At 39.4% G+C, this 23,669-nt stretch carries 21 protein-coding genes; 12 read left to right on the plus strand and 9 right to left on the minus strand.

Going from position 1 to position 23,669, the window contains the following annotated elements; all coding sequences use genetic code 11:
• Positions 1–143: 143 nt before the first annotated feature.
• On the minus strand, positions 144–1,040 hold the full coding sequence (locus EHQ16_RS00950; RefSeq protein WP_135637187.1) for an aldose 1-epimerase: 897 nt from the start codon (positions 1,038–1,040) through the stop codon (positions 144–146).
• 55 nt (positions 1,041–1,095) lie between these two features.
• Between EHQ16_RS00950 and sppA the strand changes: the two genes are divergently transcribed.
• Genes sppA through EHQ16_RS00965 form a run of 3 tightly spaced genes read left to right on the plus strand, consistent with a single transcriptional unit; the run spans position 1,096 to position 4,235 of the window.
• Positions 1,096–2,094 (plus strand): signal peptide peptidase SppA, encoded by a 999-nt coding sequence (gene sppA / locus EHQ16_RS00955; RefSeq protein WP_167482620.1) that lies wholly within the window; start codon positions 1,096–1,098, stop codon positions 2,092–2,094.
• Positions 2,095–2,113: 19 nt separating this feature from the next.
• A complete protein-coding gene (locus EHQ16_RS00960; protein WP_135637182.1) occupies positions 2,114–3,541 on the plus strand; it encodes an MBOAT family O-acyltransferase in 1,428 nt (475 codons plus the stop codon).
• Entirely contained in the window at positions 3,507–4,235 is a 729-nt protein-coding gene (locus tag EHQ16_RS00965; protein ID WP_208742215.1) for a hypothetical protein, read from the plus strand. The genes EHQ16_RS00960 and EHQ16_RS00965 overlap by 35 nt, the downstream gene beginning before the upstream one ends.
• A gap of 55 nt (positions 4,236–4,290) precedes the next feature.
• On the opposite strand, the gene EHQ16_RS00970 is transcribed toward EHQ16_RS00965, so the two are convergent.
• The 3 genes from EHQ16_RS00970 to EHQ16_RS00980 all read right to left on the minus strand — a co-directional run bounded on the left by EHQ16_RS00970 (position 4,291) and on the right by EHQ16_RS00980 (position 8,526).
• Positions 4,291–4,731 carry a tetratricopeptide repeat protein gene (locus EHQ16_RS00970; protein WP_135637180.1) on the minus strand — a complete coding sequence of 147 codons (441 nt, stop codon included), beginning with the start codon at positions 4,729–4,731 and terminating at the stop codon, positions 4,291–4,293.
• A 419-nt stretch (positions 4,732–5,150) separates the two neighbouring features.
• Positions 5,151–7,568: a penicillin-binding protein 1A gene (locus tag EHQ16_RS00975; protein ID WP_135637178.1), complete on the minus strand. Its 2,418-nt coding sequence runs from the start codon at positions 7,566–7,568 to the stop codon at positions 5,151–5,153.
• Between the two features lie 4 nt (positions 7,569–7,572).
• Complete coding sequence (locus EHQ16_RS00980; RefSeq protein WP_208742248.1) at positions 7,573–8,526, minus strand: MBL fold metallo-hydrolase; 954 nt, start codon at positions 8,524–8,526, stop codon at positions 7,573–7,575.
• A 58-nt stretch (positions 8,527–8,584) separates the two neighbouring features.
• On the opposite strand from EHQ16_RS00980, the gene EHQ16_RS00985 reads away from it, so the two are divergent.
• Genes EHQ16_RS00985 through glyA form a run of 3 tightly spaced genes read left to right on the plus strand, consistent with a single transcriptional unit; the run spans position 8,585 to position 11,531 of the window.
• Positions 8,585–9,409, plus strand: a complete 825-nt coding sequence (locus EHQ16_RS00985; protein WP_135637376.1) for a rhomboid family intramembrane serine protease — start codon at positions 8,585–8,587, stop codon at positions 9,407–9,409.
• Positions 9,406–10,284 (plus strand): lipoate--protein ligase family protein, encoded by an 879-nt coding sequence (locus tag EHQ16_RS00990; RefSeq protein ID WP_135637174.1) that lies wholly within the window; start codon positions 9,406–9,408, stop codon positions 10,282–10,284. The genes EHQ16_RS00985 and EHQ16_RS00990 overlap by 4 nt, the downstream gene beginning before the upstream one ends.
• Complete coding sequence (gene glyA / locus EHQ16_RS00995) at positions 10,281–11,531, plus strand: serine hydroxymethyltransferase (protein ID WP_135637172.1); 1,251 nt, start codon at positions 10,281–10,283, stop codon at positions 11,529–11,531. The genes EHQ16_RS00990 and glyA overlap by 4 nt, the downstream gene beginning before the upstream one ends.
• On the opposite strand, the gene EHQ16_RS01000 is transcribed toward glyA, so the two are convergent.
• Positions 11,528–12,331 carry an NRDE family protein gene (locus tag EHQ16_RS01000; protein ID WP_208742216.1) on the minus strand — a complete coding sequence of 268 codons (804 nt, stop codon included), beginning with the start codon at positions 12,329–12,331 and terminating at the stop codon, positions 11,528–11,530. The two genes, glyA and EHQ16_RS01000, sit on opposite strands and share 4 nt — an antisense overlap.
• 103 nt (positions 12,332–12,434) lie before the next feature.
• On the opposite strand from EHQ16_RS01000, the gene EHQ16_RS01005 reads away from it, so the two are divergent.
• From EHQ16_RS01005 to EHQ16_RS01015, 3 genes are read left to right on the plus strand one after another with little or no spacing between them, the layout of a single operon-like run.
• The gene (locus EHQ16_RS01005; RefSeq protein WP_135637170.1) at positions 12,435–13,046 is read left to right on the plus strand and encodes a DUF4254 domain-containing protein; all 612 of its coding nucleotides are present in this window, start codon (positions 12,435–12,437) and stop codon (positions 13,044–13,046) included.
• Complete coding sequence (locus EHQ16_RS01010; RefSeq protein WP_135637168.1) at positions 13,043–14,101, plus strand: glycosyltransferase family 9 protein; 1,059 nt, start codon at positions 13,043–13,045, stop codon at positions 14,099–14,101. The genes EHQ16_RS01005 and EHQ16_RS01010 overlap by 4 nt, the downstream gene beginning before the upstream one ends.
• Before the next feature lie 38 nt (positions 14,102–14,139).
• A complete protein-coding gene (locus EHQ16_RS01015; protein ID WP_135637167.1) occupies positions 14,140–15,147 on the plus strand; it encodes a hypothetical protein in 1,008 nt (335 codons plus the stop codon).
• A 1-nt stretch (position 15,148) separates the two neighbouring features.
• Here EHQ16_RS01015 and EHQ16_RS01020 read toward each other — a convergent pair whose 3' ends face one another.
• Together EHQ16_RS01020 and EHQ16_RS01025 are read right to left on the minus strand one after the other, a co-directional pair.
• A complete protein-coding gene (locus tag EHQ16_RS01020; RefSeq protein WP_135637165.1) occupies positions 15,149–15,754 on the minus strand; it encodes a hypothetical protein in 606 nt (201 codons plus the stop codon).
• Positions 15,751–17,040, minus strand: a complete 1,290-nt coding sequence (locus tag EHQ16_RS01025) for a glycosyltransferase (protein ID WP_135637163.1) — start codon at positions 17,038–17,040, stop codon at positions 15,751–15,753. Before EHQ16_RS01025 ends, EHQ16_RS01020 begins: the two co-directional genes overlap by 4 nt.
• Positions 17,041–17,089: 49 nt before the next feature.
• Here EHQ16_RS01025 and EHQ16_RS01030 point away from each other — a divergent pair, with 49 nt between their 5' ends.
• Genes EHQ16_RS01030 through EHQ16_RS01040 form a run of 3 tightly spaced genes read left to right on the plus strand, consistent with a single transcriptional unit; the run spans position 17,090 to position 22,242 of the window.
• Positions 17,090–18,400, plus strand: coding sequence for an O-antigen ligase family protein (locus tag EHQ16_RS01030; RefSeq protein ID WP_135637161.1), 1,311 nt, complete (start codon positions 17,090–17,092; stop codon positions 18,398–18,400).
• Between the two features lie 12 nt (positions 18,401–18,412).
• On the plus strand, positions 18,413–20,389 hold the full coding sequence (locus EHQ16_RS01035) for a glycoside hydrolase family 5 protein (protein ID WP_135637159.1): 1,977 nt from the start codon (positions 18,413–18,415) through the stop codon (positions 20,387–20,389).
• Positions 20,386–22,242, plus strand: coding sequence for an adenylate/guanylate cyclase domain-containing protein (locus tag EHQ16_RS01040; protein WP_135637157.1), 1,857 nt, complete (start codon positions 20,386–20,388; stop codon positions 22,240–22,242). The genes EHQ16_RS01035 and EHQ16_RS01040 overlap by 4 nt, the downstream gene beginning before the upstream one ends.
• 155 nt (positions 22,243–22,397) lie before the next feature.
• On the opposite strand, the gene EHQ16_RS01045 is transcribed toward EHQ16_RS01040, so the two are convergent.
• Both EHQ16_RS01045 and EHQ16_RS01050 read right to left on the minus strand, forming a co-directional pair.
• On the minus strand, positions 22,398–23,039 hold the full coding sequence (locus tag EHQ16_RS01045) for a hypothetical protein (protein ID WP_135637154.1): 642 nt from the start codon (positions 23,037–23,039) through the stop codon (positions 22,398–22,400).
• Between the two features lie 137 nt (positions 23,040–23,176).
• Positions 23,177–23,668 carry a hypothetical protein gene (locus EHQ16_RS01050; RefSeq protein ID WP_135637152.1) on the minus strand — a complete coding sequence of 164 codons (492 nt, stop codon included), beginning with the start codon at positions 23,666–23,668 and terminating at the stop codon, positions 23,177–23,179.
• Between the last annotated feature and the right edge of the window lies 1 nt (position 23,669).

Below are 23,669 nucleotides of genomic sequence, written 5' to 3' on the forward strand. Positions count from 1 at the left end.
CTAGTGTTTTTCTTTTCAGCGAAATACTTGATCTCCAATAAATTTTTACTGATTTGTTTGCATGTATTCACTAGTGCATCTGACATTGTTGGACTAACCTCTCTTACGTTAGACAGATTGTTCGCCGAAGTGATTTTATTTTTTTAAAAACGATCCAATCGAATGGAAAATTCTATCTGTTTTTCGGAATTTGGTGCAATCGTTTTAGGATTACCACCAGGGAAATGTAAAAAATTCCCAGTTCCTGTCATAGGTTCTATCGCTATAGACCTTCTATCTTGTGGTGTATACACTTGATAAAAATCACCACCTTGGATGATGAGTTTTTCTTTTTTATTCATAGAGAATAGACCTATATAAGAATTTTCTCCATCAATGGATGCATAAAGATCATCTAAGTTTTTTCCGACAAGTGTCTCTTCAGAATTTAATACAGTCACATCGTTCTGAATTTTTTCTGGCAACAAATAGTCTCCTAACTTAACCTTATGAAATCCAGAACCAAATAAAAATAAATCATCGATAGATTCATCTTCGTTCCAACGAAAGTATGGATGGATACCGAGTGCAAAAGGAAATTCTGTATCAGACATGTTTTTCAATCGGTAAAGGATCTTTAACTCTGATGGATACAACAAATAACATTCTCTGATCTGAATTTTTGAGAGTAAACTACCCTTCCAACTTGTGGGGATTTCCATTTCAAATTCAGCATAAGACTCTTTATCACCAATTTCTTCAGCAACCAAATGCCTGGGTAAGTTGTGATAAAGGCCGTGTAAAGGGATTCCATTTCCATCGGTCAGCCAGTGAGTGCTCGGATAAAACGGTTCTCTGGCCCAAGGATTGGGCTCTAGGCGGTTGACCCAAGGAAACATCAAAAAGGATCCAGAAGCAAAAAAAGGATCGGGGGCCCTATGTCCAGAAACCACAGAAACGGGTTTTCCATCCACAGGTGAGAGAAGATGCAAACCAAGCCATTGGCCGCCACCTGTTGGGTGGGTCTCAAAACTGGACTGTTTTGTTTTCAGTTGGTACAAGATTTATCTCCCAAAAATGATTGAAGTCATAGTTTGCCATCTTAGAAAGGTTTGTATGCCTTCAAGAAAGCCTTTTCTTTTCGTTTTTGTCGTTCTGCTTTCGGTTCTTTTTACCGAATCTTGTGTCATTGGGAACAGTATGAACTTGTTACCGCAAAGTGGCAAGGCTGATTTCGAAGAGAAACTCATTGCTGGAAGGGATCAAGAAAAAATCGTCATCATCTCTATCGAAGGAATGATTTCTGATGATTCCAAAGAATCTTTTTTTGGCCCACCCACTGAATCGATGGTAGCTCGGGTCAAAGAATCCCTCAAATATGCAGAGCGAGATCCAGATGTAAAAGCTGTGATTTTAAAAATCAACTCTCCCGGTGGAACTGTCACTGCCAGCGATATCATTTACCAAGAAGTTTTAAAATTTAAAACAAGAAAATCCATTCCAGTATTTGCAGGATTTATGGATACAGCAGCCAGTGGAGCTTACTACATCGCAATGGCTACGGATGCAATTGGCGCTCACCCAACAACTGTTACAGGTTCAGTCGGTGTCATCATGTCTGGTTTCAATGTAAAAGAAGGTTTGGATAAAATTGGAGTGAAGGATCAATCTTTTACATCTGGCCCAAACAAAGCACTTGGTTCCCCTCTTACAGAGATGACTGCAGAACAAAGAAAAATCCTTCAATCCATCATTGATAGTTTGTATGGCCGTTTTTTTGAAGTTGTTAAAAAAGGAAGATCAAACGTTTCTGAGGCTCGCCTCAAAGAAATTTGTGACGGAAGGATCTTCACAGCAGAACAAGCTAAAAAAGAAGGGATGATTGATTTCATTGGATACTTTGATGACTTTGTTTATCAATCCATGCAACATCCAAAATTCCAAGGGAACCGAAACGGGAACCCACGTGTCATCACTTACCAAAGAGGGAAAGGTCGTGTAGATAATATCTACCAAGCAACTGATTCCAACAAAAACCCTTTTTCTTTAGGAATTGCTGATAAAATCCTCGGAACAGGAACCAACGCTAAGTTTCTTTATCTTTGGGATCTATAATTTCAAGGCCAACTAATCAATGTTATTTAACTCTATTCCCTATTTACTTCTTTTTGCGTATACATATTTAATTTACTGGAACATTCCACAAAAAGGAAGAAAACCATTATTGGTTCTCTCTTCCTTAATTTTTTATGCGTATTTCAGTTTTCCTTTTTTGTTTCACTTCCTTCTTGTAATTCTTGTCAATTATGGATTTAGTGAATGGATTTTTAATCGAAAAGAAAAAGGAGAAAAATACAACAGATTACTTTTTGCCATCGTAGCATTAAACTTAGTCAATTTAGGTTTTTTTAAGTATTTCTACTTCTTTACTGGATCGTTGTATTCGCTCACAGGTTATCCAGCCTTCAAAGAAATCTCTGGATCTTGGAGTATCTTTTTACCGCTAGCAATTAGTTTTTATACCTTCCAAATCATTGCCGTGCAGGTGGACATCCATAGAGGAATCATAGAAAAAAGAATGTCCGCAGTGGACTACTTTCTCTTCATTCTTTTCTTCCCTCAATTGATCGCAGGCCCCATCATGCGTTCCCAAGATTTTCTTCCGCAACTAGACAACCCAACGATTGATTCAGACCGAATGAAAAAAGGTCTTTTTCTCATCATTGGTGGTCTTTTTAAGAAGGTAATCATCGCAGAAAATATTTCACCGATCATTTCTCCTATCTTTATGGATCCTGCTAAATTCGATAGTTTTTCGATATTTTTCAGTGTTCTTGCCTTCGCCATACAAGTGTATTGTGACTTCTCAGGATATACAGATATGGCACGCGGATCGGCAAATTTACTGGGATATGAAATTCCGGAAAACTTCCAAGGTCCATTTTTTTCCCAGTCGTTCCGAGAACTTTGGTCTAGATGGCATATCACTCTTTCTTCTTGGCTCAGAGATTATATTTATATCCCACTCGGCGGTAGCAAAGGCTCGATCTTTCGTTCCAACGTAAACTCGTTCATCACAATGTGTCTTGGTGGACTGTGGCACGGAGCCAACTGGGCCTTTGTATTTTGGGGAGCTTATTTAGGAGCCCTGATTTGGATTGAAAGGTCTTTGTATTTACACCGAGGAAAAAAGAAATTCCTTCCTGATACCCTTCCATTTGTGGGAATCATTCGAACCATCGTTGTGTTTATCATCTTCACTTTTTCTGGCGTTTTTTTCCGAGCCGCCGCACGTGGCGATGAATCGATGAATGTAGCCTATGAAATTTTTAAAGGTGTATTAACGTTTCGTAACACCGGAGAAACTCTTAGCCGAGTGGATGAACTACCGACTTTCATTGCTCTTGGTTTGATGTTTAACTGGTTCCAATATTCAAACTTTGTTTATGAAAAACTAAAACCTTACCAAAATATCCTCCTTCCTTTCCTTGCCGTAGTCATTTTGTTACTACTTGGAATCTTTGGAGATGGTGGACAAGATTTTATCTACTTCCAATTCTAAATCCTTACTTCCGAGAAGAAGGATCTACACGAAACAACCGGTAAGAATTAGTTTCATTCTTACCGGTTTTCTTTCACTCCTCACTTTAATTCATTGCACACCTAAACTGGAGTGGATTCGTTCCCTCCCTTCCGATTTTCCAAGAGATCAAAAAATAACACTGGGAATTTACCAAAGGCCCTCAGAAAAAAAATCTGCTTATGGATCCAAAGGATACGAGCTGCACTGGCAGGAAGAAATCCATTTACAATCCAATTCTAAATTCGTAAAAACTTGGAGTGAGTGGAAGATTTATGAAGACCATTCGGAATTCCAATTCAAAGAAGGGGTTGGTAGTTTTGAAAAGTCAGGAGATTGGGTTTTACTCAAAACAAACTCCATAACAGAATTTGAATGTAACTCGAAGGAAAAAGTAAATGCCATCCCTCGCGGTAGAGATTGGAAAAAATCATTTCCTTGTTCGGCAACTAAATCGCCAAACATTCAATCTAAACATCATACTTTATTATATTTTTATGACGGGAAATCGTTATTCCCCTTACAATACGAATCGGGATATACGGAAGCTAATTTTGGAATCGCCTGGGAATCTGACCTTCCCTACACTAAATCTATTTTGTTTGAAAAAGCTAAGTTGAAGTATGGGAAAAAAGAATTCCAACCCCACGTGTACAACCACGTGAAGTTGGATTGATTCGAAGAAGAATCAAAAAAGGGTAACCATCTCTAGAAAGAATCATTACATATTGTTATTTGAATGCCACAACCGCACAAGCTCGTGCATATTCTTTGTGATCATCACTTGCTTTTTGTTCAAATTTAGAAATACCATGTAAACGGAATGCATCACTTGCTTTTTTAGCATGTGCGGATGCTTCACAAAAATTACCAGCTTTGGAATGCGCTAGACTTGCAAGGTATTGGATCGATGCAAAACTTTTGTGTTCACTCATACCAATGGCTTCTCTAATTTTTATGGCGCGAGTATAATGTCCGGAAGCTAAATCAAACTCACCCAAACCTTCTTCTTCACTTGCAAGTTTCACAAGTTCATTAGAGATTACAGTTAAGGTTTCTTTGTCATATTGACCTATGAGGGAATCAAGGTCTTCATTCATCAAAGAAGATTCTCCAGCAGAAATGGAAGCGGTAAGTGCCAAAACTAGAATGGTTAAAACTGCCTTTTTCATATTCCCTCCGAACCAGCGGTTCTCTTATAGGGATGCAACTATCGTGCCAGATCGAAAATTGGCTTAAACTGCAAGAGAATGGCAGTTCCAGGCTTATTTCTGAGTGGGAATCTGTTAAATTTGCTCAAAAAATAAGCAGAATGTTGATTTAGAAATAAATTGCCTAAAATTGAGAAGGATCAAGGACAAGGTTGGCTAAGAAAGGGTAAGTGGATTTCGAAGGTGAGGACGGGAAAAAGGAAAGCCACTTACTTTCACGTGTGACTTTCTTTGGTAAGTGGATTTCGAAGGTGAACGCGGGATAAAGGAAAGCCGCTTACTTTCGCGTGTGACTTTCTTTGGTATGTGGATTTCGAAAGTGAAAGCGGGAAAAAAGAAAGCCGCTTACTTTCACGTGTGACTTTCTTTGGTAAGTGGGTTTACTTCAGTTCGTCGTCTGAGATTTCTAATTCTCTCTGGAGAAAGTCGGTGAGATCCATCGAGCGGTAGTGGTCACGGTCACCATCACATTGCCTTCCACCTGGGACGGCCAAGGTACGGCCAGCAATGGTAATTGGTTTTAGAAATAAATTCCCTGTCAAAGGACAATTGGGGCCAGGAGAAAGTCCGTTAAAAGCACAAGTCGCTCCCTTCACTACATCAGCAGGGATTTCTTCTGCTTTTCCGTTTGGATAAAATACAGGATACGGGCCTTCGTTGTACCAACGGGAATACAATTTTCCCCAAATCGGAGCCGCCACTCCCGCTGCAGTGACGCCCTTTCCAAGAGAAAGAGAGGATTTATCAAATCCCATCCATACAACGGAGGTGTATTTGGGATCAAAACCTGCATACCAAACATTCGTATAAGAAGATGTGGATCCCGTTTTTCCACCAGACTCTCCCTTATAATTTCCTTTATCGGCCGCACGAAGAGCTTGTGTCGGAGTTCCACCCATAGCAACACCAATTAACATTTGTTTAATGATATAAGCAGTAGCTTCCGGAATGATTTGAATTGTTCCATTTTTTGCTTCTTCAGCAAGAGTTTCTTGGACTTCTTTTTCTTTATTATAAACAACTGAACCACTTTGATTCAGCACATAACGCACACTGAACGGAATTACATCTTTTCCTTTGTTTGCTAAAATGGAATAACCAAGAGCCATTTCATAAGGTGTTAATTCAGCAACACCTAAAGCCAAAGCAGGCCCTGTAGGAAACCTAGATTTGTTTGCTTTTGTCACTTTGGATGCAAAATCGATGACTGCATCTGTTCCAGTTCGCATCAAAACTTGAACAGAAACAATATTTAAAGATAAAGATAACGCACGAGAAAGCGGAACCATCCCTCTAAAATCCCCAGAGATATCTTGAGGCGAATAACCTTCCCCTTCTTCTGTAATTGTTGTTAGAGGAGCATCCATAATCCCTGTTCCGGAACCCACGGCTCTATTTTGGATCGCTGCAGCATAAACAAATGGTTTGAATGCAGAACCAGTTTGGCGTCTGGCTTGCATGGCGCGATTGAACTGATTTTTAGGAGAGAACCTAGATCCCCCAACCATAGTTTGAAGATAACCAGTTTGGTGGTCGATGGTGACAATGGCACCTTCTACGTGTAAGTTGGATGAAAACACAAGAGAGGATCTTTGGAATTCTTTGACCGCAGAACTTTCATTTTCTGACGGGGTAAAATCTGTCAAAAGTTCTAAGGCCGGGGCCATTTCTTTTTCTAAATGGAGGCGGAAAACTTGCCTGTCATCCAAACTAGTGACGTAAGGAACTCCAACAGGAAAAATAGAACCAAGAAGATTGTATAAAGAAACGAGTCCCCTATCCGCCCTTCCCACATAACGAAAGTTTGCACCAAATGCATACTTATCTTGTTCTATAAGTCCTTTTCTAAGTTCCTCTTCAGCAATCTCTTGTTTTCGAACATCCAGAGTTGTATAAACTCTGAGTCCACCAGTATATAAAGCCTCTTCCCCTAATTCTTTCTCTAAAATTTGACGTACCCACTCAGTAAAATAAGGGGCTCGATTGAGTTTTGCACCCCATGTGGAACGGGAAGGAGATTGAGTGATGAAAACTGGCCAGTACCTTTCCCAAAAATCATCATGGATTTTTTGAACTTGGTCTTTGGGGATGAATCCATTTTTTGCCATGAGCCCCAAAACCACCATATGCGCTTGTTTTGCTTCTTTTGGGTTTTTAAATGGGGAATAAGTCACCGGAGCTTTGGGAAGTCTTGCAAGCATGGCGGCTTCTGCAATGCTCAAATCTCTCACATCTTTTTGGAAGTAGACATTAGCAGCAGAAGAAAGACCCGTGGTTCCATGTCCCAAATAAATTAAGTTAAAATAGATTTCTAAAATTTCTTCTTTGGTATACTCTTGTTCAATTTGTAAAGTAAGTAACGCTTCTAAAAACTTACGACCAAAAGTTTTTTTCCTTTGTTGTAAGATGGTTTTTGCTAACTGTTGGGTGAGAGTTGACCCACCTTGGACAATCCGTCCGGCAAAAACGTTTTTAATGGCGGCACGAACAATGGCTAAAAAATCAATTCCGAAGTGATTGAAAAAATTATCATCTTCTACGGAGAGAAAAGCATGGATGACATGAGGTGGAATGTCACTGTATTTTAATAATTCTTGTTTGTGGCGATATAGTTCGGCAAACAACACTCCATTTGAATCATAGAGTTTAGTTGGAGTTGTTGGCTGGTAAGAAGCCAACTTCTGTAACTCCTTTCCTTTGTTTACCTCAGAAAGGATATATCCAAAAAAGAAACCTCCAAGGAGTGCAATGGTGAAAAAAGTAGTAATAGTGATTCGAAGTGTTTTTTCTTTGTTCATGGTCTTATAGGTGGAAGCGTAACCCTTCCCTTGCTAAATGAATTTTTAATTTTTTTTCGCCTAATTGCTCTTTATGGAGTTTGGCATCATTATAAATTTCGTAAATTTTTTCATCTGAGTAACTTGGTTCATGGTGGGTGAGTACTAAGTTCTTGACTCGCCATGAGGAAGCACAGTTCACAGACATAGTGTAGGCTGTATGACCCCAATCAAATTTTGAAAACGATTCGTCTAACGTGTATTGGGTGTCGAGGATGAGTAAATCAGCCTCGGCAAAAAAAGGATGGCATTCATGGATTAAATCCATATCAGCTCCGGTAAATTCAGCATCTGTGGCAAAAATAAAAATTTTACCAGCACGGTTTGTGAACTTATACGCGAAGGATCCACCTGGATGTTTTAAAGGATAACATTCCACCTTCATCCCCGAACCAAATTCCAAAACATCTCCTGGAAAAAAAAGTTTGAAGTCTTTGGAAGAACCGGTTCCATCCAAAGGAACCGGAAAAAATTCTGGTTCTTGTTGTTTTTGGAGTCTGGATTCCAAATCCGAATAAGGAGAATAAAAGTTCAGAAGGAAATCGGGAAAATAAATGGGTTTAAAAAAGGGAAGCCCTTGGATATGATCCCAATGGGTGTGCGTGATAAAGAAGGAGACTGTCTTTTTTAACTTACTTGTGAGATAGTCGGAAACAAGTTCGTCCCCTAAGTTCCTGAGACCGGTTCCCATATCCAAAACATAAATTTCCCCTTCATCATCAGTGACAGATACGCAGGTGGTGTCAGATCCTGTGACAAATTTCAAATGGTAGGGAAGGTCTTGCCAAAATTCGTCCGCTGACACACCAGCCCCCGATTGCCGATAGAGGTCTAGGATATCGATAATTTTTTTGCGGTAGTCTTGGTTGCGGAGGGGGCTCGCTATGGAGCCGCGGACTCCGTAGAGTTGCACAATCACTTCCTCGATGCTAGGAAATCGACTTTCCTTGTCACTCAAGATTTGCGACCTTGAATTTATGGCCTCTCGTTACCCAGGATATGAACTCCGATTTGGACCACCCATGGTTCCCGTTGTACGCACTCTTATGATTATCAACGCAGTTTTATTCCTACTGCAGATGGCAACGAAACTGGCTTTCCATTCTCCTATTATGGAAATCTATTTCGGCCTCACCCCAGAGCTGGTTTTGAATGGTTGGGCCTGGCAACTCCTCAGTTACGCCTTCCTTCATGGGAGTTTTCTACACATTCTATTCAATATGCTGAGCCTTTGGATGTTTGGTTCAGAACTTGCGGATCTTTGGGGAGAACGTGCTTTCTTAAAATTTTATCTTTTCACCGCATTTCTCGGTGGAATTGGCACGGTGGCTGCCCATTTTTTTGGCATTCCGCAGGGGCTAGTTGTTGGTGCGAGTGCCAGTATCTATGGACTCCTTGTGGCCTATGCGATGACTTGGCCAAACCGTGAACTTCTAGTATTTCTCATCTTTCCGATGCGGGCCAAATATTTTGTAATGATCGTCATGCTTATGGTTCTTTTTGCCCAAGGGGAACGAGTGGCCCATTTTGCTCATTTAGGGGGAGCCATTGGAGGTTTATTCTTAATGAAAGTTTACACTGGCTGGAAAAAGAAAGTCACTTCCCTTCCCACTTGGTCTCTCTCTCGGTATTTACAAAAACGTAGGTTTATGCGTTACCAAGAAGAAATGGCAAAAAGGGAAAATGCAAAAACGAAAGTGGATGAACTGTTGGAAAAAATTTCTAAAAATGGAATGGATTCCCTTTCCCGAAGCGAAAGAAAATTTTTAAACGAAGCCTCACAGAAATACTTCAACGAGTGAATTCTAAAGTATTTTATTTTCCACAAATTCCGTCTAGGTCACCTTACTATAATTTGGCGATTGAAGAAGCCATTTCCGTAAAAATGGTTTCAGAAGGAATTACGGCTGGAGTGAGGCTTTGGAAAAATCCAGATTCCATCATTTTAGGTCTTTCCGAAAATCCCTTTCGCAACATCAAAGAAGAAGTGGTGACTCGGTATGAAACCGTCGCTCGGAGCGTTGGTTTCCAGAAAAAACCAAAACCTAATTTTTGTTATATTGCCAGGCGTGCTTCTGGCGGGGGAACCGTTTTTCATTCCATATCGGGAAATATTAATTATTCTCTCTATTTCAATTTAGATGAAAGGAGGGAACTTTTTCCTGTCAAAGATTCCTATGATATCCTTCTTGGAATTGTTGCTAAGTCTCTAAAGAAGCAAAACATCCAATGTTTTCCGAAGGGAAAATCCGATTTGGTTTTAGAAAAAAATGGAATTTTAAAAAAAATCTCAGGGAACGCCCAGTTTCGCAAACGAGGTTGCATAGTACAACATGGGACACTCATTTTAGAAGATCACTTAATTGAACGTGTGGCGGAAGTCCTCCACCACCCGCCCGAAGAACCGGACTACCGCAAAGAAAGAAGCCACAAAGACTTTCTCACTTCTCTACCTGATTTTTTTTCCGATAAACTTTGGGCAAACGATCTTGTGCGAGAAGTTTTTTCTTATTTAGGAGAATCAGAGCCGGACACTCCGGAAGATTTTTCAAAAATTTCCTTCTTTGGCCCCGACTTTTCTACTTTTCGGAAACACGTCCTCCAAGAATCTGAATCTATTCGCAAGAAGAAATACCAAAATCCAGAATACACACTTCACAGAGAAATTCCCACATGAGTTATTTAGAAAAACAAGATCCAGAAGTTTACTCCGCTTTAAAAAAAGAAGACGAACGCCAAGAACATTCCCTAGAGATGATTGCTAGTGAGAACTTTGTTTCGCGTCCGGTATTGGAAGCTTACCATTCCACTCTTACAAACAAATATGCAGAAGGATATCCTGGAAAACGTTACTACAATGGTTGTGAAAACGCAGACAAGGTAGAACAAATTGCTATCGAAAGAGCCAAAAAAATGTTTGGGGCCGAATATGCAAACGTACAACCACATAGCGGTGCACAGGCGAATATGGCGGTATTTCTTGCAACACTCGAACCAGGAGATAGTTTCCTTGGGATGAATTTGGCACATGGTGGCCACCTAACTCATGGTAGTGCTGTTAATATTAGTGGAAAATATTTTAAACCAATCCCTTATGGTGTGGATGAAAAAACAGAAACCATCAATTACGATGAAGTGGCAAAACTGGCAAAAGAACACAAACCAAAACTAATTGTTGTAGGTGCATCCGCTTACCCAAGAACCATTGATTTTAATAAATTCCGTGAAATTGCGGATGGAATTGGTGCAAAAATCATGGCAGACATTGCACATATTTCCGGTCTTGTTGTTGCCGGAGAACACCCAAGTCCAATAGGCGTTTGTGATTTTGTTACCACAACCACTCATAAAACGTTACGTGGGCCAAGAGGGGGACTCATCCTTTCCTCTTCGGAACATGAAAAGATTTTAAACTCAAGAGTGTTTCCAGGAATCCAAGGCGGACCACTCATGCACGTAATTGCAGCAAAAGCAGTTGCGTTCGGAGAAGCCCTACAACCAGATTTCAAAACTTATATCAAACAAGTGGTAAAGAATGCAAAAGTTCTCGCGGATACTTTCCAAAAACGGGGTTTTCGTGTGGTTTCTGGTGGAACTGACAACCATATTGTTCTTCTCGATGTTTCCGTAAAAGGACTCACAGGAAATGATGCTGCCAATGGACTCGATCACGTGGGAGTGACCGTCAATAAAAACGCCATCCCATTTGATAAAAATCCACCGGCTGTGGCTTCAGGAATCCGACTAGGAACACCAGCTCTCACAACTCGTGGCCTAAAAGAAAAAGAAATTGAAGCAGTGGGAAATTTGATCTGTGACTATTTAGATCATTTTGGTGATTCTTCCTGGGAATCGAAAGTAAAAGCAGCGGTGAAAGAAATCACATCTGCTTTCCCAATGACAAACTTTCGTTTAGAAAACTAACTCTCGCTAAACGCTAAGACATCTCTCCGTTCCGTAAATTCATTTGAAAGCGGATCGGAGAATGTGCGTTCCAAAACTTCCACCCCATCCTTACCACAAAATAAAATTGTTGAAGCACGGGTTCCATAACCGGGAACACGAATGCGAATCGATGATAGATATCTTTCCCTTTCAAGACCAATTCCGGTGTCAGGCAGGAGAGAATCTTCTTTGACTAAATCTGCATCTGCAAGTAACCGAAAGAATTCGGATGTGACAAGGGTGCGCCAATTTTCATCCATAGGAATGGAATCAAACACCTGTTCGACGTTTGCTTTTAATTTGGCGGTTTTCGGCCAAATTGTATTCCAACTGGCATTACTCACTGCATGAAACCCTGGTTCCAAAGTCAAAACATGTAAAGGATCCCCTCCTACATAGTTTGCTTCTTTTCCATCATATACAAATAAATTGAATCCTTCATATTCGTTTGCATGATTTTGTACCTTCTCACGATAATCCTTTGAGGAAATTTCCGGGTCTGATTTTAAAAAATCTAAAACCAAACTTCCTCGTGAAACGGGATGGGGGTGAGAAGGTTTTCGTAAATTTCTTACATTGGTGAGAAAAGAAACCTTACCGAAAGAACTCGCACCAAGCCAAGTTCCTCCAGCTTTTAAATCCTTTCCTCCAATGATTTCGGGGCTCGTCTCCCATACGTGGAGTGGCTCAGTAGGTCTTTCAAAGAACTCATCCCTGTTGGAAACAATGACAAGTGGGTAATCAGGATGAACCTTATATGCAATCACAACTAGGCACATAACTTGTAAATGCCTGAAAAAAGTGACAAAAGAAAGCGAAAAACCAGGGAAATATTTGGATTGAACCCCAAAAACCATCTGAAAACGTGAATTGCATTACGATATGAAAGCATTGGAAGCCATAAAAGCCGTCTCTATTTTCCAGGAATCCGTCCTGGATTGGCATAAAAAAGAAGCCCCTCATCCAAATCCTTACCCAGAAGGAAGTTTAGAGTCAACTCTCTACCAAAAAAACCACATCGATACCATCCAATGGCATATTGAAGATGAAATCCGAAGGCCAGACATTGCTTTGGAAGAGGTTGTGGCACTCAAACGAAAGATCGACAAACTGAACCAAGACAGAACCGATATGGTGGAAAAACTGGACGACTTTGTGATTGATATGTTTCGTGCAGCGACTCCAAAACCAGACGCAAGGTTAAACTCCGAATCACCTGCTTGGTTACTGGATCGTATGAGTATCCTAGAACTCAAAATCTACCATATGGAAGAACAAGTTTCCAGAAAAGATGCTTCTGCCTCAAAAGAACATATAGCAAAATGCCAAGCCAAACTAGATATTCTCCTAGACCAGAGAGAAGATCTCAAAAAATGTTTGGACGAACTTTTTTCCGACTACTCGGAAGGTATTAAAAGAGTAAAAGTTTATCGTCAGATGAAGATGTACAATGACCAAAATTTAAATCCGTCTTTGTATAAGAATCAAAAATGACAAACCTCTTAGTACTAAGATTTTCAGCGATGGGGGATGTGGCTTTAATGACACCAGCTCTCATCGCCATTGCAGCTAAATATTCAAACACTCAGCTGACAGTTGTTACAAGAGGAAACTTCGCACCATTTTTCTATAATATCCCCAATCTCAATGTTTTAGGAATCAATCTTAAAAAATATAAAGGAATTTTAGGTTTAGTTCGGATGTATCGTGACATCGCCAAACTAGGGCCTTTCGGTCATGTGATTGACCTCCACGGTTCTGTTCGTTCTCGGTTCATTGCATTTTTGTTTCGTAGCCAAGGTGTCCCTTATTCAAAAATCATCAAAGGACGCCGAGAAAAATTAAAACAAACAAGACGTTATAATAAAAATCTAAATCCACTCCCACACACAGTAGAACGTTATTTGAATGTATTTCGTAAAGCTGGATATGATGCTCCCATTCGAAAAGGCCCTTGGCTCAATGTAGATGGAGAATCAAAGATTTATGCTAGAGATTTTTTTAAGTCCATCGGCATAGATAAAAAAGAAGGACAGTGGTTTGGATTTGCTCCGTTTGCAGGACATGCACTCAAAGAATGGAGTTTTGAAAAATGCAAACGCCTCGTGGAAGTTTTACTCGATGAATTTCCAGACTGTAATGTATTCCTCTTTGGTGGAAAGGACGAAGCAAAAGAATTAGAAATCCTTCGAAACGGCCACACTCGCGCTCATATTGTGCAAGGTGGAAATTTAGGGATCCGTGGAGAACTTGGGATTATGGATCGTTTGGATGTGATGATTGGGATGGATAGTTCTAACGTTCATATTGCGGCCCTTCTCAAAAAACCAGTGATTGGAATTTATGGAACCACACACCCACTTTCTGGATTTGGTCCCTTTGCCCAAGAAGACTCTGGAGTTTTACAAGTGGACTTACCTTGCCGTCCATGTTCCATTTACGGAAACACCAAATGTTGGCGCGGTGATCATGCTTGTATGGAACTCATTGACCCACTAGACGTTGTTAGACGAATTAGACTCATCCAAAATGTAAATACACTTTGGTGATTTAGTATATCTTTCATTTGGCAGATCAGGAGACTTTCATGTTATTTCGAATCAAAAAAAGTATCCTCTTCCTTTTTTTATCTCTCATTTTTTCTCTTTTGGTTTACCCTTCTGAAACCAAAGCAGAAGAGTTTTCTTCTGAATTCCAACCGGTCATCCTCCCTTCTCCCAATCAAACTGATTACGAAGAACAAATCAAATGCCAAGAATTCTATTGTAAAAAGATTTCTTATACAGAAGACGGAAACTATTTAGATGAAGTTTGGAGAGAACTAGGTAAAAACGGTGGTAAGGTGGTAGTTGATTTTTTAGACCACCCACTTTCTCTCAGTGAATCCAAAATGGACGATATTACGGAATACTTACGAGAAATTGCCAAACGTGACGGCCATGTAAGTTTAGAGCCATTTTATATAGCCTCAAGAGGTTTGGGAGTTATGGACGTTCCCATCGTTAAAGATCTTTTTGGACTTAGTTACAATTTATACAAACGAATTCGTTCTGCTGTGAAGTTTGGAAGGATGGGCCATTACAATGCAAAAGTCCTTTACCATCCTACCACAGGCAAAGTGCTTCAGGTATTTTTCTTTCATAAAAATTTTGGTAATTTATGTAATACTGTTTATTCCACTTGTGATCGAATTGAATACATTGATGACGCCCTCTTTGACAAACAATTATCGCTTAGGTTAAGTGAAACAAATGCCAGAAGAATCGAGGTGAGTTTCAGACAAACTCCGGCTATCCTTCCACAAATGAAACTTGATATTGGAAATCTTTTGGATACCAATCGTTCGGCAAGACTATACAAGTGGTTAATCATTACAAAAAAAACCGAAACAAAAACAGTGACTCGTGAACGGTTTCTCGGTGCCGAACTTGCAATCAAAGTTTTAGATTATACACTCAGCGCTTACGAAATTGTAGAAGCGATCCAATTGTATATGCCAGCCCGCGCCAAACAAGCTGAAGTTGTTTATGAAGATACAGAAGATGGCCGTATGTTACGTTCTGTGATTTTTTTTCCAGTTGTGGACAAAGAATGAATTAAGATAACATCTCTAGTTTTGTTTTTCTGATCTTCACCATTACCACAAAAACCACACATGCAATTCCTGCAGATCCAGGAAATAACAACGTTGCCGTATTCCACTCAGCAAGTCCGGCCATAGCCAAAAAATTACGAAACAAAAAAATAAGATAAAATCCCAATGGTTCGGAGTTGGGAAGGATATATCCTTTACGAAAGGTAGGAATAAAACCCAAAATATCAGCAATTGACAAAACAATCACGGCCGCCAAAGGATCGGAAAAATAAAACCAAAATGGCAAACTGGAAAGTGCCAACCCAAAGAAAAACCAATCAGGTTTTGTAATCTCGATATCACCTCTTTTTCTATAAGCGATACCCGCGACTAAAATAGTAATGATTCCCGAAACACCAATGGGCAGACTCCCCACCCCACCATTCCCTGCAATTTGTGCAAAGAACACAATAAAGGTGGTGGCTCCCCAAATGACCCATGAAAATACATGGGGACGGATTGTACCCGTCCAAATTCCTTTGATATAAGGAATGTATGCGTAAAAAGTTAAAAATATAGCGATCCCGGTAATCAGAGATCGCAATTCAAGAGGTATAAAACTTTTCATTGCATAAAATCAAAAAACAAATCAAAGATAGTTGATTTTTTAACTTTACCCTTCATTGCTTCTACAACTTTCGAATATACCTCTTCCATAGCATCGACACATTTTTCCATTTCATGCCCCGAAGCAATCTGAATGGAATTTTTTGAAAAGGTCGAATACTCATCTGGATTCCGAATGATAGAAAGTGCACCCTCTGCAATTCCTCTGGCATCAAATGATTTTGCAATGTATCCGTTTTCACCATGACGGATAAGTTCTGGCAAAGCAAACGCATCCACACCCACAGCTGGTAATCCACAAGCAATGGCTTCTAAAACGACAAGTCCTTGTGTCTCCATAGTTGATGCTGTTAAAAACACATCATACTTTGGATATTCTTCGTGTAACACGGCATTGGGGATAAATCCTTTAAAACTAACCGAGTTCTGAATTCCTAAATGTTCTGCTTGGCGTTCTAAAGAAGGAATGGCCGGGCCCTCTCCAATCACTGTGAGAGTTGCCTTAGGGTAATGTTCATGGATGAGTTTAAATGCATTGATGACCACATCGCAATTTTTTTCATACGAAATTCGTCCCACGTGCAAAAACTTGGGAGCGTCTCCGCCTGTATATGTTTTTGCTGTTCCTTGGAATCTTTTTAAATCCATTCCATTGGAAACAACAGTAATTGGTCGAGTGATTCCATATTCGATGAGTTGTTCTTTGATGAGATGGCTTGGAGATATCACCACATCACATCGGTTATATATATCATTACAGATTTTGAGTATTATTTTTTTGCGAATATTAAAGTTATCAAATTTTACAATTTTATCTAATTCATCGATGTTTAATTTTTTCTTAAACTTATTGGCTTTAAAAAAAAGTTTATCAAGTTTAAACAAACGATAAAAGGAAACATACATTTCCTGTTCTGCCATTAGAGTGTGGTACGTCCCAATTGTCGGAACCCCAAATCGTTCCGCAGCATTCACAGCGTAAAGTCCGAGAAGCCCCGGGGTATGGATATGGATGAGATCAGGTTTGAAATCTTCAATGATACGTTTGATTTTTCCTGGCGAGGGCAAAACCACTTTGATATCAGGGTAACTTGGCAAATACCCCGATCGGAAGCGAACTACTTGGATATTGTCCGTCATCCTGTCAAAGTCCCCGTCTCCGTATTTGGGAGCACAAATACAAAACTCGTGCCCACGGAGGGCCAAAAGTTCAGAAAAATTCTTAATGGAAACAGCAACTCCGTCGGTTTTTGGCAAAAAAGTATCGGAAAAATATAAGACTCGCAACTGTTACCTCTTTACAAATTGGAGAAAAGCATTAGTCTCATCCAAAGTTATGTATTACCGAATCTATCGTTCGTTTCTAACCTTGTCTATCATTTCCTGTGCGCTCTCCGTTTCCCTTAGCCAACTTTTCTTACTGCTATCTTTTGTTTTTTTTCTCTTCCTTCCCGAAAAACCAAAACTCGCAAGTAATCTGGTCAAAATTCTATTTTTATTTTACGTTTGGCAAATTGTAACCGTTTTGTATCATTTCTCCGCTTCCGGTTTTGAATTTGAATCCATCAAACAGGCGTTCCGCGACGAAATGAAAGACATCTTTCTTGTCACTGCCTTTGTTTCTGTCCAAGGGATAAAACCGGAAGATAAAAAGTATTTATACAAAACATTCTTTATTTTTGCTTTAGTCATAGTCATCACGGGATTTATCTCTATATTTTCCATGACAAGACTATCAAGATTAATTTCTGATCTCTACAAAACTTCTGCATCATGGCCCTACCAACACCATTACGGCAAAATCACGAATATTAATATCTATCTTCCCATTGGTCTCATGAATACCCACCTTACCTTTGGAGGATTACTTGCCTTCATTTTCCCAGGATTTGTATTTCGGTTGTATGATTCTTGGTATAAAAAAGAATCATTGTCTAAAATTTCAATCAATGCCATATTACTTTTGTTAGCATCTATTGTTTTTTTATTTAACAATGCAAGATCCTCCCTTCTCGGTGCATTGGTAAGTACACTATTCGGGATCTATATTCTTGTTTTTATCGATAAGGATATTTCCAAAAAAATGTTAAAACGAATTGGAATATTTATCCTTCTAATTTTAGTTTTAGTTTTTGTAGGATATAAAACTACGAGTGCAGTCAAACGAGTTGTGGATCCACTCTTCGGTGGAGAAAAACATACGGACTCGGGAAGAACTTTTATCTGGGACTCAACATTTCCATTAATCGAAAAAAACCCAATCTTTGGAATTGGTTCTGGAAATTATCAAAAAGAAATCGAAATCTCAAGGAAACAAAAAGAAAAAGAGAACAAAGAACTCAGTTTCTTCTATGAAGTCACTCAAAGAGGACATGCACATAATGATTATTTTCATTTAACTGCAGTCTTTGGTGGCCCTCAAGGGATCCTTTATCTTTCGTTATTTGGAATCATTCTTTACACTTTACTCAATGGAAAGATACCTAAAAAAATCCGATTTATGACTTATGGGCTCGTTGGATTTTTCTTTTCTGGACTTTTGCAATGTTATTTTCAAGATGATGAAGTTTTGATTGTATTTTATTTTTTACTCGGTTATCTCAATCTCTATGCTGAGTTAGAAAAAAATACAAACGAGTTAGTATAAAAGGATTATTGGATGGCACCAAAAAAACTCACACCACAAGGCGAATGGTTTGTAGATGTTAGCGGAAGAAAGGTAATTTTACGTGGAATCAATTTAGGTGGAGACACAAAGGTTCCATATCCGAATGGCGGAACGCAGTTTCCTAGTGATTTTTCTGATCACAAAGAAGTAAGTTTTATTGGAAGACCATTTCCACTTTCCGAAGCAGATATCCATCTAACAAGGCTCAAACGATGGGGCTTTAACGTTCTTCGTTTATTAACCACTTGGGAAGCTGTCGAACACAAAGGTCCAAATGAATACGATGAGGCTTATTTGGATTATTTTACAGAGATTGTTCGTCTAGCTGGTGAATATGGTTTTTATGTATTTATTGATTTTCACCAAGACGTTTGGTCGAGGATGACGGGTGGAGATGGTGCCCCAGGTTGGATTTTTGAAAAACTAGGAATTGATTACCGCAAACTTTCCGAAGCAGATGCGGCAATTGTCATGCAAAGAGCTTATGACTATTCAAATCCTGGTATCCGTCAGGAAGATAATTACCCGACCATGTGCTGGTCACAAAACTATCGTTATGCCGGGAATGGCATCCTTTGGACTTTGTTCTTTGGAGGAAAAGATTTTGCACCAAACTTCCTCATCGACGGGAAAAATGTTCAAGATTATTTACAAGGTCACTATTTGGGTTGTATGAAAGAAATTGCAAAACGAGTCAAAGACTTTGACTTTGTTTTGGGTTTTGATTCGTTGAATGAACCAGGAAAGGGATTTATTGGTAGGGCAATGAATGATCGTTGTTTAAACAATGGCGATGCCGACCCAGCCAAACCAGGATTAGGTTGGTCACCCATTGATGCACTATTCTCTTCTCATGGACATTCTATCGATTTGCCTTACCTCACTCTTAAAGTTTGGAAAGGTGGATTTGTTCCCACAAAAACTGTTACCGTAAACAAAAACGAAGTGTCTATCTGGTTACCGGATTCACCCGGTGATCCCTTCCAATTAGAAGGTGCCTATACCATCACTAAAGACGGAACACCATTTATTGAAAAAAATGATTTTTTCCAAAAGGTAAATGGACGCACTATCGATTTTGATGCAGATTATCTAATTCCATTTATGCGTACTGTTGGTGAAACCATTCAGGAAATCCGAAAGGATTGGATGGTTTTTATTGAAAGAGAGGCCTCCGATGCATTCACTCATCCTCATCTCAACGGAGAAACTCCGAAACTTGCTGTGAATGCAGCACATTGGTATGATATCCTTACACTTCTTTTCAAAACATTTCTTTATCCGATAGCCATTGATACTCTCACCAAACGACCCGTATTCGGCAAGTCAGGTATCGAAGCTATGTATGTGCGCCAACTCACTCGAATCAAAAACACAGCAGATTCTGTACCAGGAAAAATTCCAAGTCTTATTGGTGAATTTGGAATCCCTTTTGACTTACAAGGGGGGAAAGCATACAAAGAATGGAAAAAAGGAAATCATTCGCCTAAAATTTGGAAACGCCATGTGATGGCTCTTGATTCCATGTACAACGCAATGGATCACCTTTTTTTATCCAATACACTTTGGAATTATACTGCCTCGAATGAAAATGATTTGATGGTGGGAGATGGATGGAACCAAGAAGATTTAAGTATTTTTTCGAAAGACCAAATCATTCCTGGTTCTGACCCCGATGTCTATGGTGGTGGTGGTCGTGCCATTGAAGGTTTTTGTCGGCCTTATGCTGCTTTTACCCAAGGAACACCGGTCAAAATGAAATACAACCTAGAGAACCGCGAGTTTTACTTCGAATGGAATTCTGATTCCAAAATTGGGGAACCTTGCGTAATCAAAGTCCCAAGATTCGTTTATCCCAATGGTGTACAAATTGTACTTTCCAATGCAGAAAAAATTTCAGAAACAGATGGCGAGTTGACAGTCAAAGGAAATGGGGGGAAAGCAACCCTCATTCTAAAACCACTATGATTGATTTAAATTCCTTACTTCAAAAATATCCCTGGGAAGATCGTTGGAAAAATCTCGCAACCCCACTTGATTCTCTTTGGGAATTTGACCTTCCTGTGACTCGGGAAGAAATGTGGCCACATTTAATCGATACTTCTTCCCTCAACAAAAGGGTTGGTATGCCTAGATATGATTACCAAGAACGAAACGGAAAACTAATCGGGAAAACCAAACAAGTTGGTTTCCGATTAGAATGGGAAGAAGTCCCTTGGGAATGGGAGTATCTCAAAGAAATAGGGAACGCAAGAATTTACAGTAAAGGATTTGGATATTATGTTCGAAGCCGAATCATATTAGAAACGTTAGGTGAATCTAGGTGTAAAGTTTATTTGTATTTTGGTTGGATTCCTCGAAATTTCTTTATGAGAAAACTTTTGCAATATGCAATGCCAAAGTTGGAAATTTCTTTTCGCAAAGCTTTGAATGATATCGCAGAAGAGATTAAACATAAAAAACCAAAAGTCACTCCCGCCCCAGGAAAAGAATTTTCCTTTGTCCCCGAAGCGCAGTGGATTCATCCAGAAAAACTGGACAAAGAAACCCAAAATCTAATCAATAAAGGTGTTTCCAAGGAAGCCGTAACTGCTGTTTTCCAATGGATCAAAACCGCAAGTGACAACGAACTCGATCGCATTCGCATTAAAGAAGTTTGTCGAAGGTTAAACTTAGATCCAGATGAAACTCTTTTTCTTTTTTTACATGGATGTCGGTTGGGAGTATTCACACTCAGTTGGGATATTGTTTGCCCACATTGCCGTGGTGTGAGAACAAGCCTCACCAAACTCAGCGACATCCCCGAAAAAGACGAATGTGAAGTTTGCGAAATTGATTTTGATACTACAGGTGTCAACTCCATCGAAGTCACCTTCCATCTGCATCCAAGCATTCGCATCATCGAAAAACAATTATATTGTGCAGCAGAACCCGCCACCAAAAACCACATCCTCCTAACAAAAACAATCCCTGCTAAAAAATCCTACTCGGCAAGTTTGTTAATTGGGTCGGGAGTGTTTCGTCTGCGAAAAAAAGGAGAAAAAAAATATCGGCTTGTAGATATCAAACCATCATACAACCAAACAGATATTTTGTGGTTACCAGAAACCAGAGAAGAAGAAATCAAAGTTTCCCCAAAACCAAACTTAGTTTTCGAAAACGAATCCGATGATGATGTCACCATCATCTTAGAAGAACGTAACGAAGACCAAACGAGCCTTCGACCATCCGAAATTTTCGATTACCAAGAATTTAGGGATTTATTTTCCGAAGAAGCCATCGCCACCAATTTACAGTTAGACATTGGTCTCAAAACCATTTTATTCACTGACATTGTTGGCTCCACAAAGTTCTATGAATCCGAAGGTGACCACGGTGCCTTTTTACAAGTGCGCGAACACTTTATCAAAACGAACCAAATCATTCAAAATTTTCGCGGTGTGGTTGTGAAAACCATCGGCGACGCTGTGATGGCTAGTTTTTCAACCCCCTTACACGCATTAAAAGCCGCAAAAGAAATGCAAGAATGGTTCCATCCAGAAAACAAACATACACCCGTTAGGATACGAATCTCAATCCATACAGGAAACTGTCTCGCAGTAAACCTAAACAGCAATATTGATTATTTCGGAAACACAGTCAACTACACAGCCAAACTCCAATCTGTAACCAATTCTGGAGAAATTTCCTTTAGTGAAACCATCTTCCGCGACCGCGACATCCGTGAATACCTACGAGCTGGATCCATCAAACTTCACAAAGTTGCATTCCCTCTCCCCTGGGCTGACCGCACTGATTTTGTTTATGTTTGGAAGGTATAAGTTCCCGATTTCCCACTCCTGCCAGCGGAACCTCCTGTTCCGACTGGCGAGCTTCGGCCATCCTTGGCCTCGCCACCGTGGGAAACGGGAAACTTGGATGAGAAGAAAATCCATTTCTATTTATAGAAAAAATGAATCTAAATCGAATTTTAAAATTACTCAGCAAGAATCAAGGAAACCTTGTGCCAAACTTCTGGGTTAGGTAACACGTCTGGTTTAAATAAGTTATCAGAATTTTTATACCCTATTAATGGATGTCCCTTTAGAGAGTTTCCATATTGATATTTCTCACCATCGCTTAACGTGAACATGACAAAGGTGCCTTGTCTTTCAAAGTTAGAATTATCTAGCTCGCAGTCTATTCTCTTAATTGGAAAATTCATTAAAGGCCTGTTTAGATCAGAATCTGGTGGAGTCATAAAGAAAAATAAATCATCGCGCTTTTCAATTTTTCCTGTCTCTTTAAAGACCTTAATGTAACCATCAGGTCCGTAGTATTTTATTTTAATTATACCCTTCTTATCTATTTCATATTTGTAGGAATTTTCCCAACGTCTCCCCCAAAAAAATGTTCCTACGCCATTGTTTTTGATTTCATTAAGTAACTTTACGCAAGTGAGAAATTCTTTCTCTTTGACACATTGCTTCCCCCAATAAAAATCACCTTGGCCGATTTTCGGGCATTCACTTTTGAATTTTTCTAACTCCGTTTTAGGCTGAGCTACGTTTTCTTTACAAGTCCATAATAAAATGCCTATGATGAGAAATCTTATGAGTCGTTTTGGATGTATCTTCATTATAAAATCTCTTATTGATCTTGTGGCTTTACTTTATAGAATTCACTGCGTTTTAGATAACTAGAATCTGGATGGCTGATCCAACGAGTTGCCGGCCAATGAGGATCATAACTTTCAGATATCTTTGTCATCATATTTTAGGGAGCGACATCTATTTCCAGAGAGTCTAAAATACACGTCTCTGGATCAAGTATTCCGGGTAAGCAAATAATGGAAATTTTATAGACATATTCATTGAATTTTACTGTTACGATTCGAGAAATAATATCTGGAAGATCTGTACTAATGCATTGATTAGTGCATTCTTTAACTGACTGTGCATTTATTAGGGCTGTATGAAACGAAACACTATCCCTAAAAACCTCTTCATCTTTACTAACTTTGAAAAGTATATTGTATAAATTCGAACCAACAGTAAGATCAGATCGGATCATTGAGAAATGTCCTCCCCCACCGCTAAACTGAACAGATTTATCATCAGAAAATCTTTTGGAGATCCAGCTTACATCTTTTGCTATAATTTTATTAACAAAAATTCTTGAGATTGGAGTTAATTGTTCATAAATAGCAAAATCAGATGTATCTTTTTTACAGCTTAAGTAAAGCAAAATGAATAGTACAAATTTCAAT

It is taken from the genome of Leptospira kanakyensis (assembly GCF_004769235.1).
GTDB lineage: Bacteria > Spirochaetota > Leptospiria > Leptospirales > Leptospiraceae > Leptospira_A > Leptospira_A kanakyensis.

Bases quoted from the DNA above. Each gene is read 5' to 3' on its own strand.
- sppA (WP_167482620.1), top strand. From the start codon at position 1,096: ATGCCTTCAAGAAAGCCTTTTCTTTTCGTTTTTGTCGTTCTGCTTTCG.
- EHQ16_RS00960 (WP_135637182.1), top strand. From the start codon at position 2,114: ATGTTATTTAACTCTATTCCCTATTTACTTCTTTTTGCGTATACATAT.
- EHQ16_RS00965 (WP_208742215.1), top strand. From the start codon at position 3,507: ATGGTGGACAAGATTTTATCTACTTCCAATTCTAAATCCTTACTTCCG.
- EHQ16_RS00970 (WP_135637180.1), bottom strand. From the start codon at position 4,731: ATGAAAAAGGCAGTTTTAACCATTCTAGTTTTGGCACTTACCGCTTCC.
- EHQ16_RS00975 (WP_135637178.1), bottom strand. From the start codon at position 7,568: ATGAACAAAGAAAAAACACTTCGAATCACTATTACTACTTTTTTCACC.
- EHQ16_RS00985 (WP_135637376.1), top strand. From the start codon at position 8,585: ATGGCCTCTCGTTACCCAGGATATGAACTCCGATTTGGACCACCCATG.
- glyA (WP_135637172.1), top strand. From the start codon at position 10,281: ATGAGTTATTTAGAAAAACAAGATCCAGAAGTTTACTCCGCTTTAAAA.
- EHQ16_RS01000 (WP_208742216.1), bottom strand. From the start codon at position 12,331: ATGTGCCTAGTTGTGATTGCATATAAGGTTCATCCTGATTACCCACTT.
- EHQ16_RS01005 (WP_135637170.1), top strand. From the start codon at position 12,435: ATGAAAGCATTGGAAGCCATAAAAGCCGTCTCTATTTTCCAGGAATCC.
- EHQ16_RS01010 (WP_135637168.1), top strand. From the start codon at position 13,043: ATGACAAACCTCTTAGTACTAAGATTTTCAGCGATGGGGGATGTGGCT.
- EHQ16_RS01015 (WP_135637167.1), top strand. From the start codon at position 14,140: ATGTTATTTCGAATCAAAAAAAGTATCCTCTTCCTTTTTTTATCTCTC.
- EHQ16_RS01020 (WP_135637165.1), bottom strand. From the start codon at position 15,754: ATGAAAAGTTTTATACCTCTTGAATTGCGATCTCTGATTACCGGGATC.
- EHQ16_RS01030 (WP_135637161.1), top strand. From the start codon at position 17,090: ATGTATTACCGAATCTATCGTTCGTTTCTAACCTTGTCTATCATTTCC.
- EHQ16_RS01035 (WP_135637159.1), top strand. From the start codon at position 18,413: ATGGCACCAAAAAAACTCACACCACAAGGCGAATGGTTTGTAGATGTT.
- EHQ16_RS01040 (WP_135637157.1), top strand. From the start codon at position 20,386: ATGATTGATTTAAATTCCTTACTTCAAAAATATCCCTGGGAAGATCGT.
- EHQ16_RS01045 (WP_135637154.1), bottom strand. From the start codon at position 23,039: ATGAAGATACATCCAAAACGACTCATAAGATTTCTCATCATAGGCATT.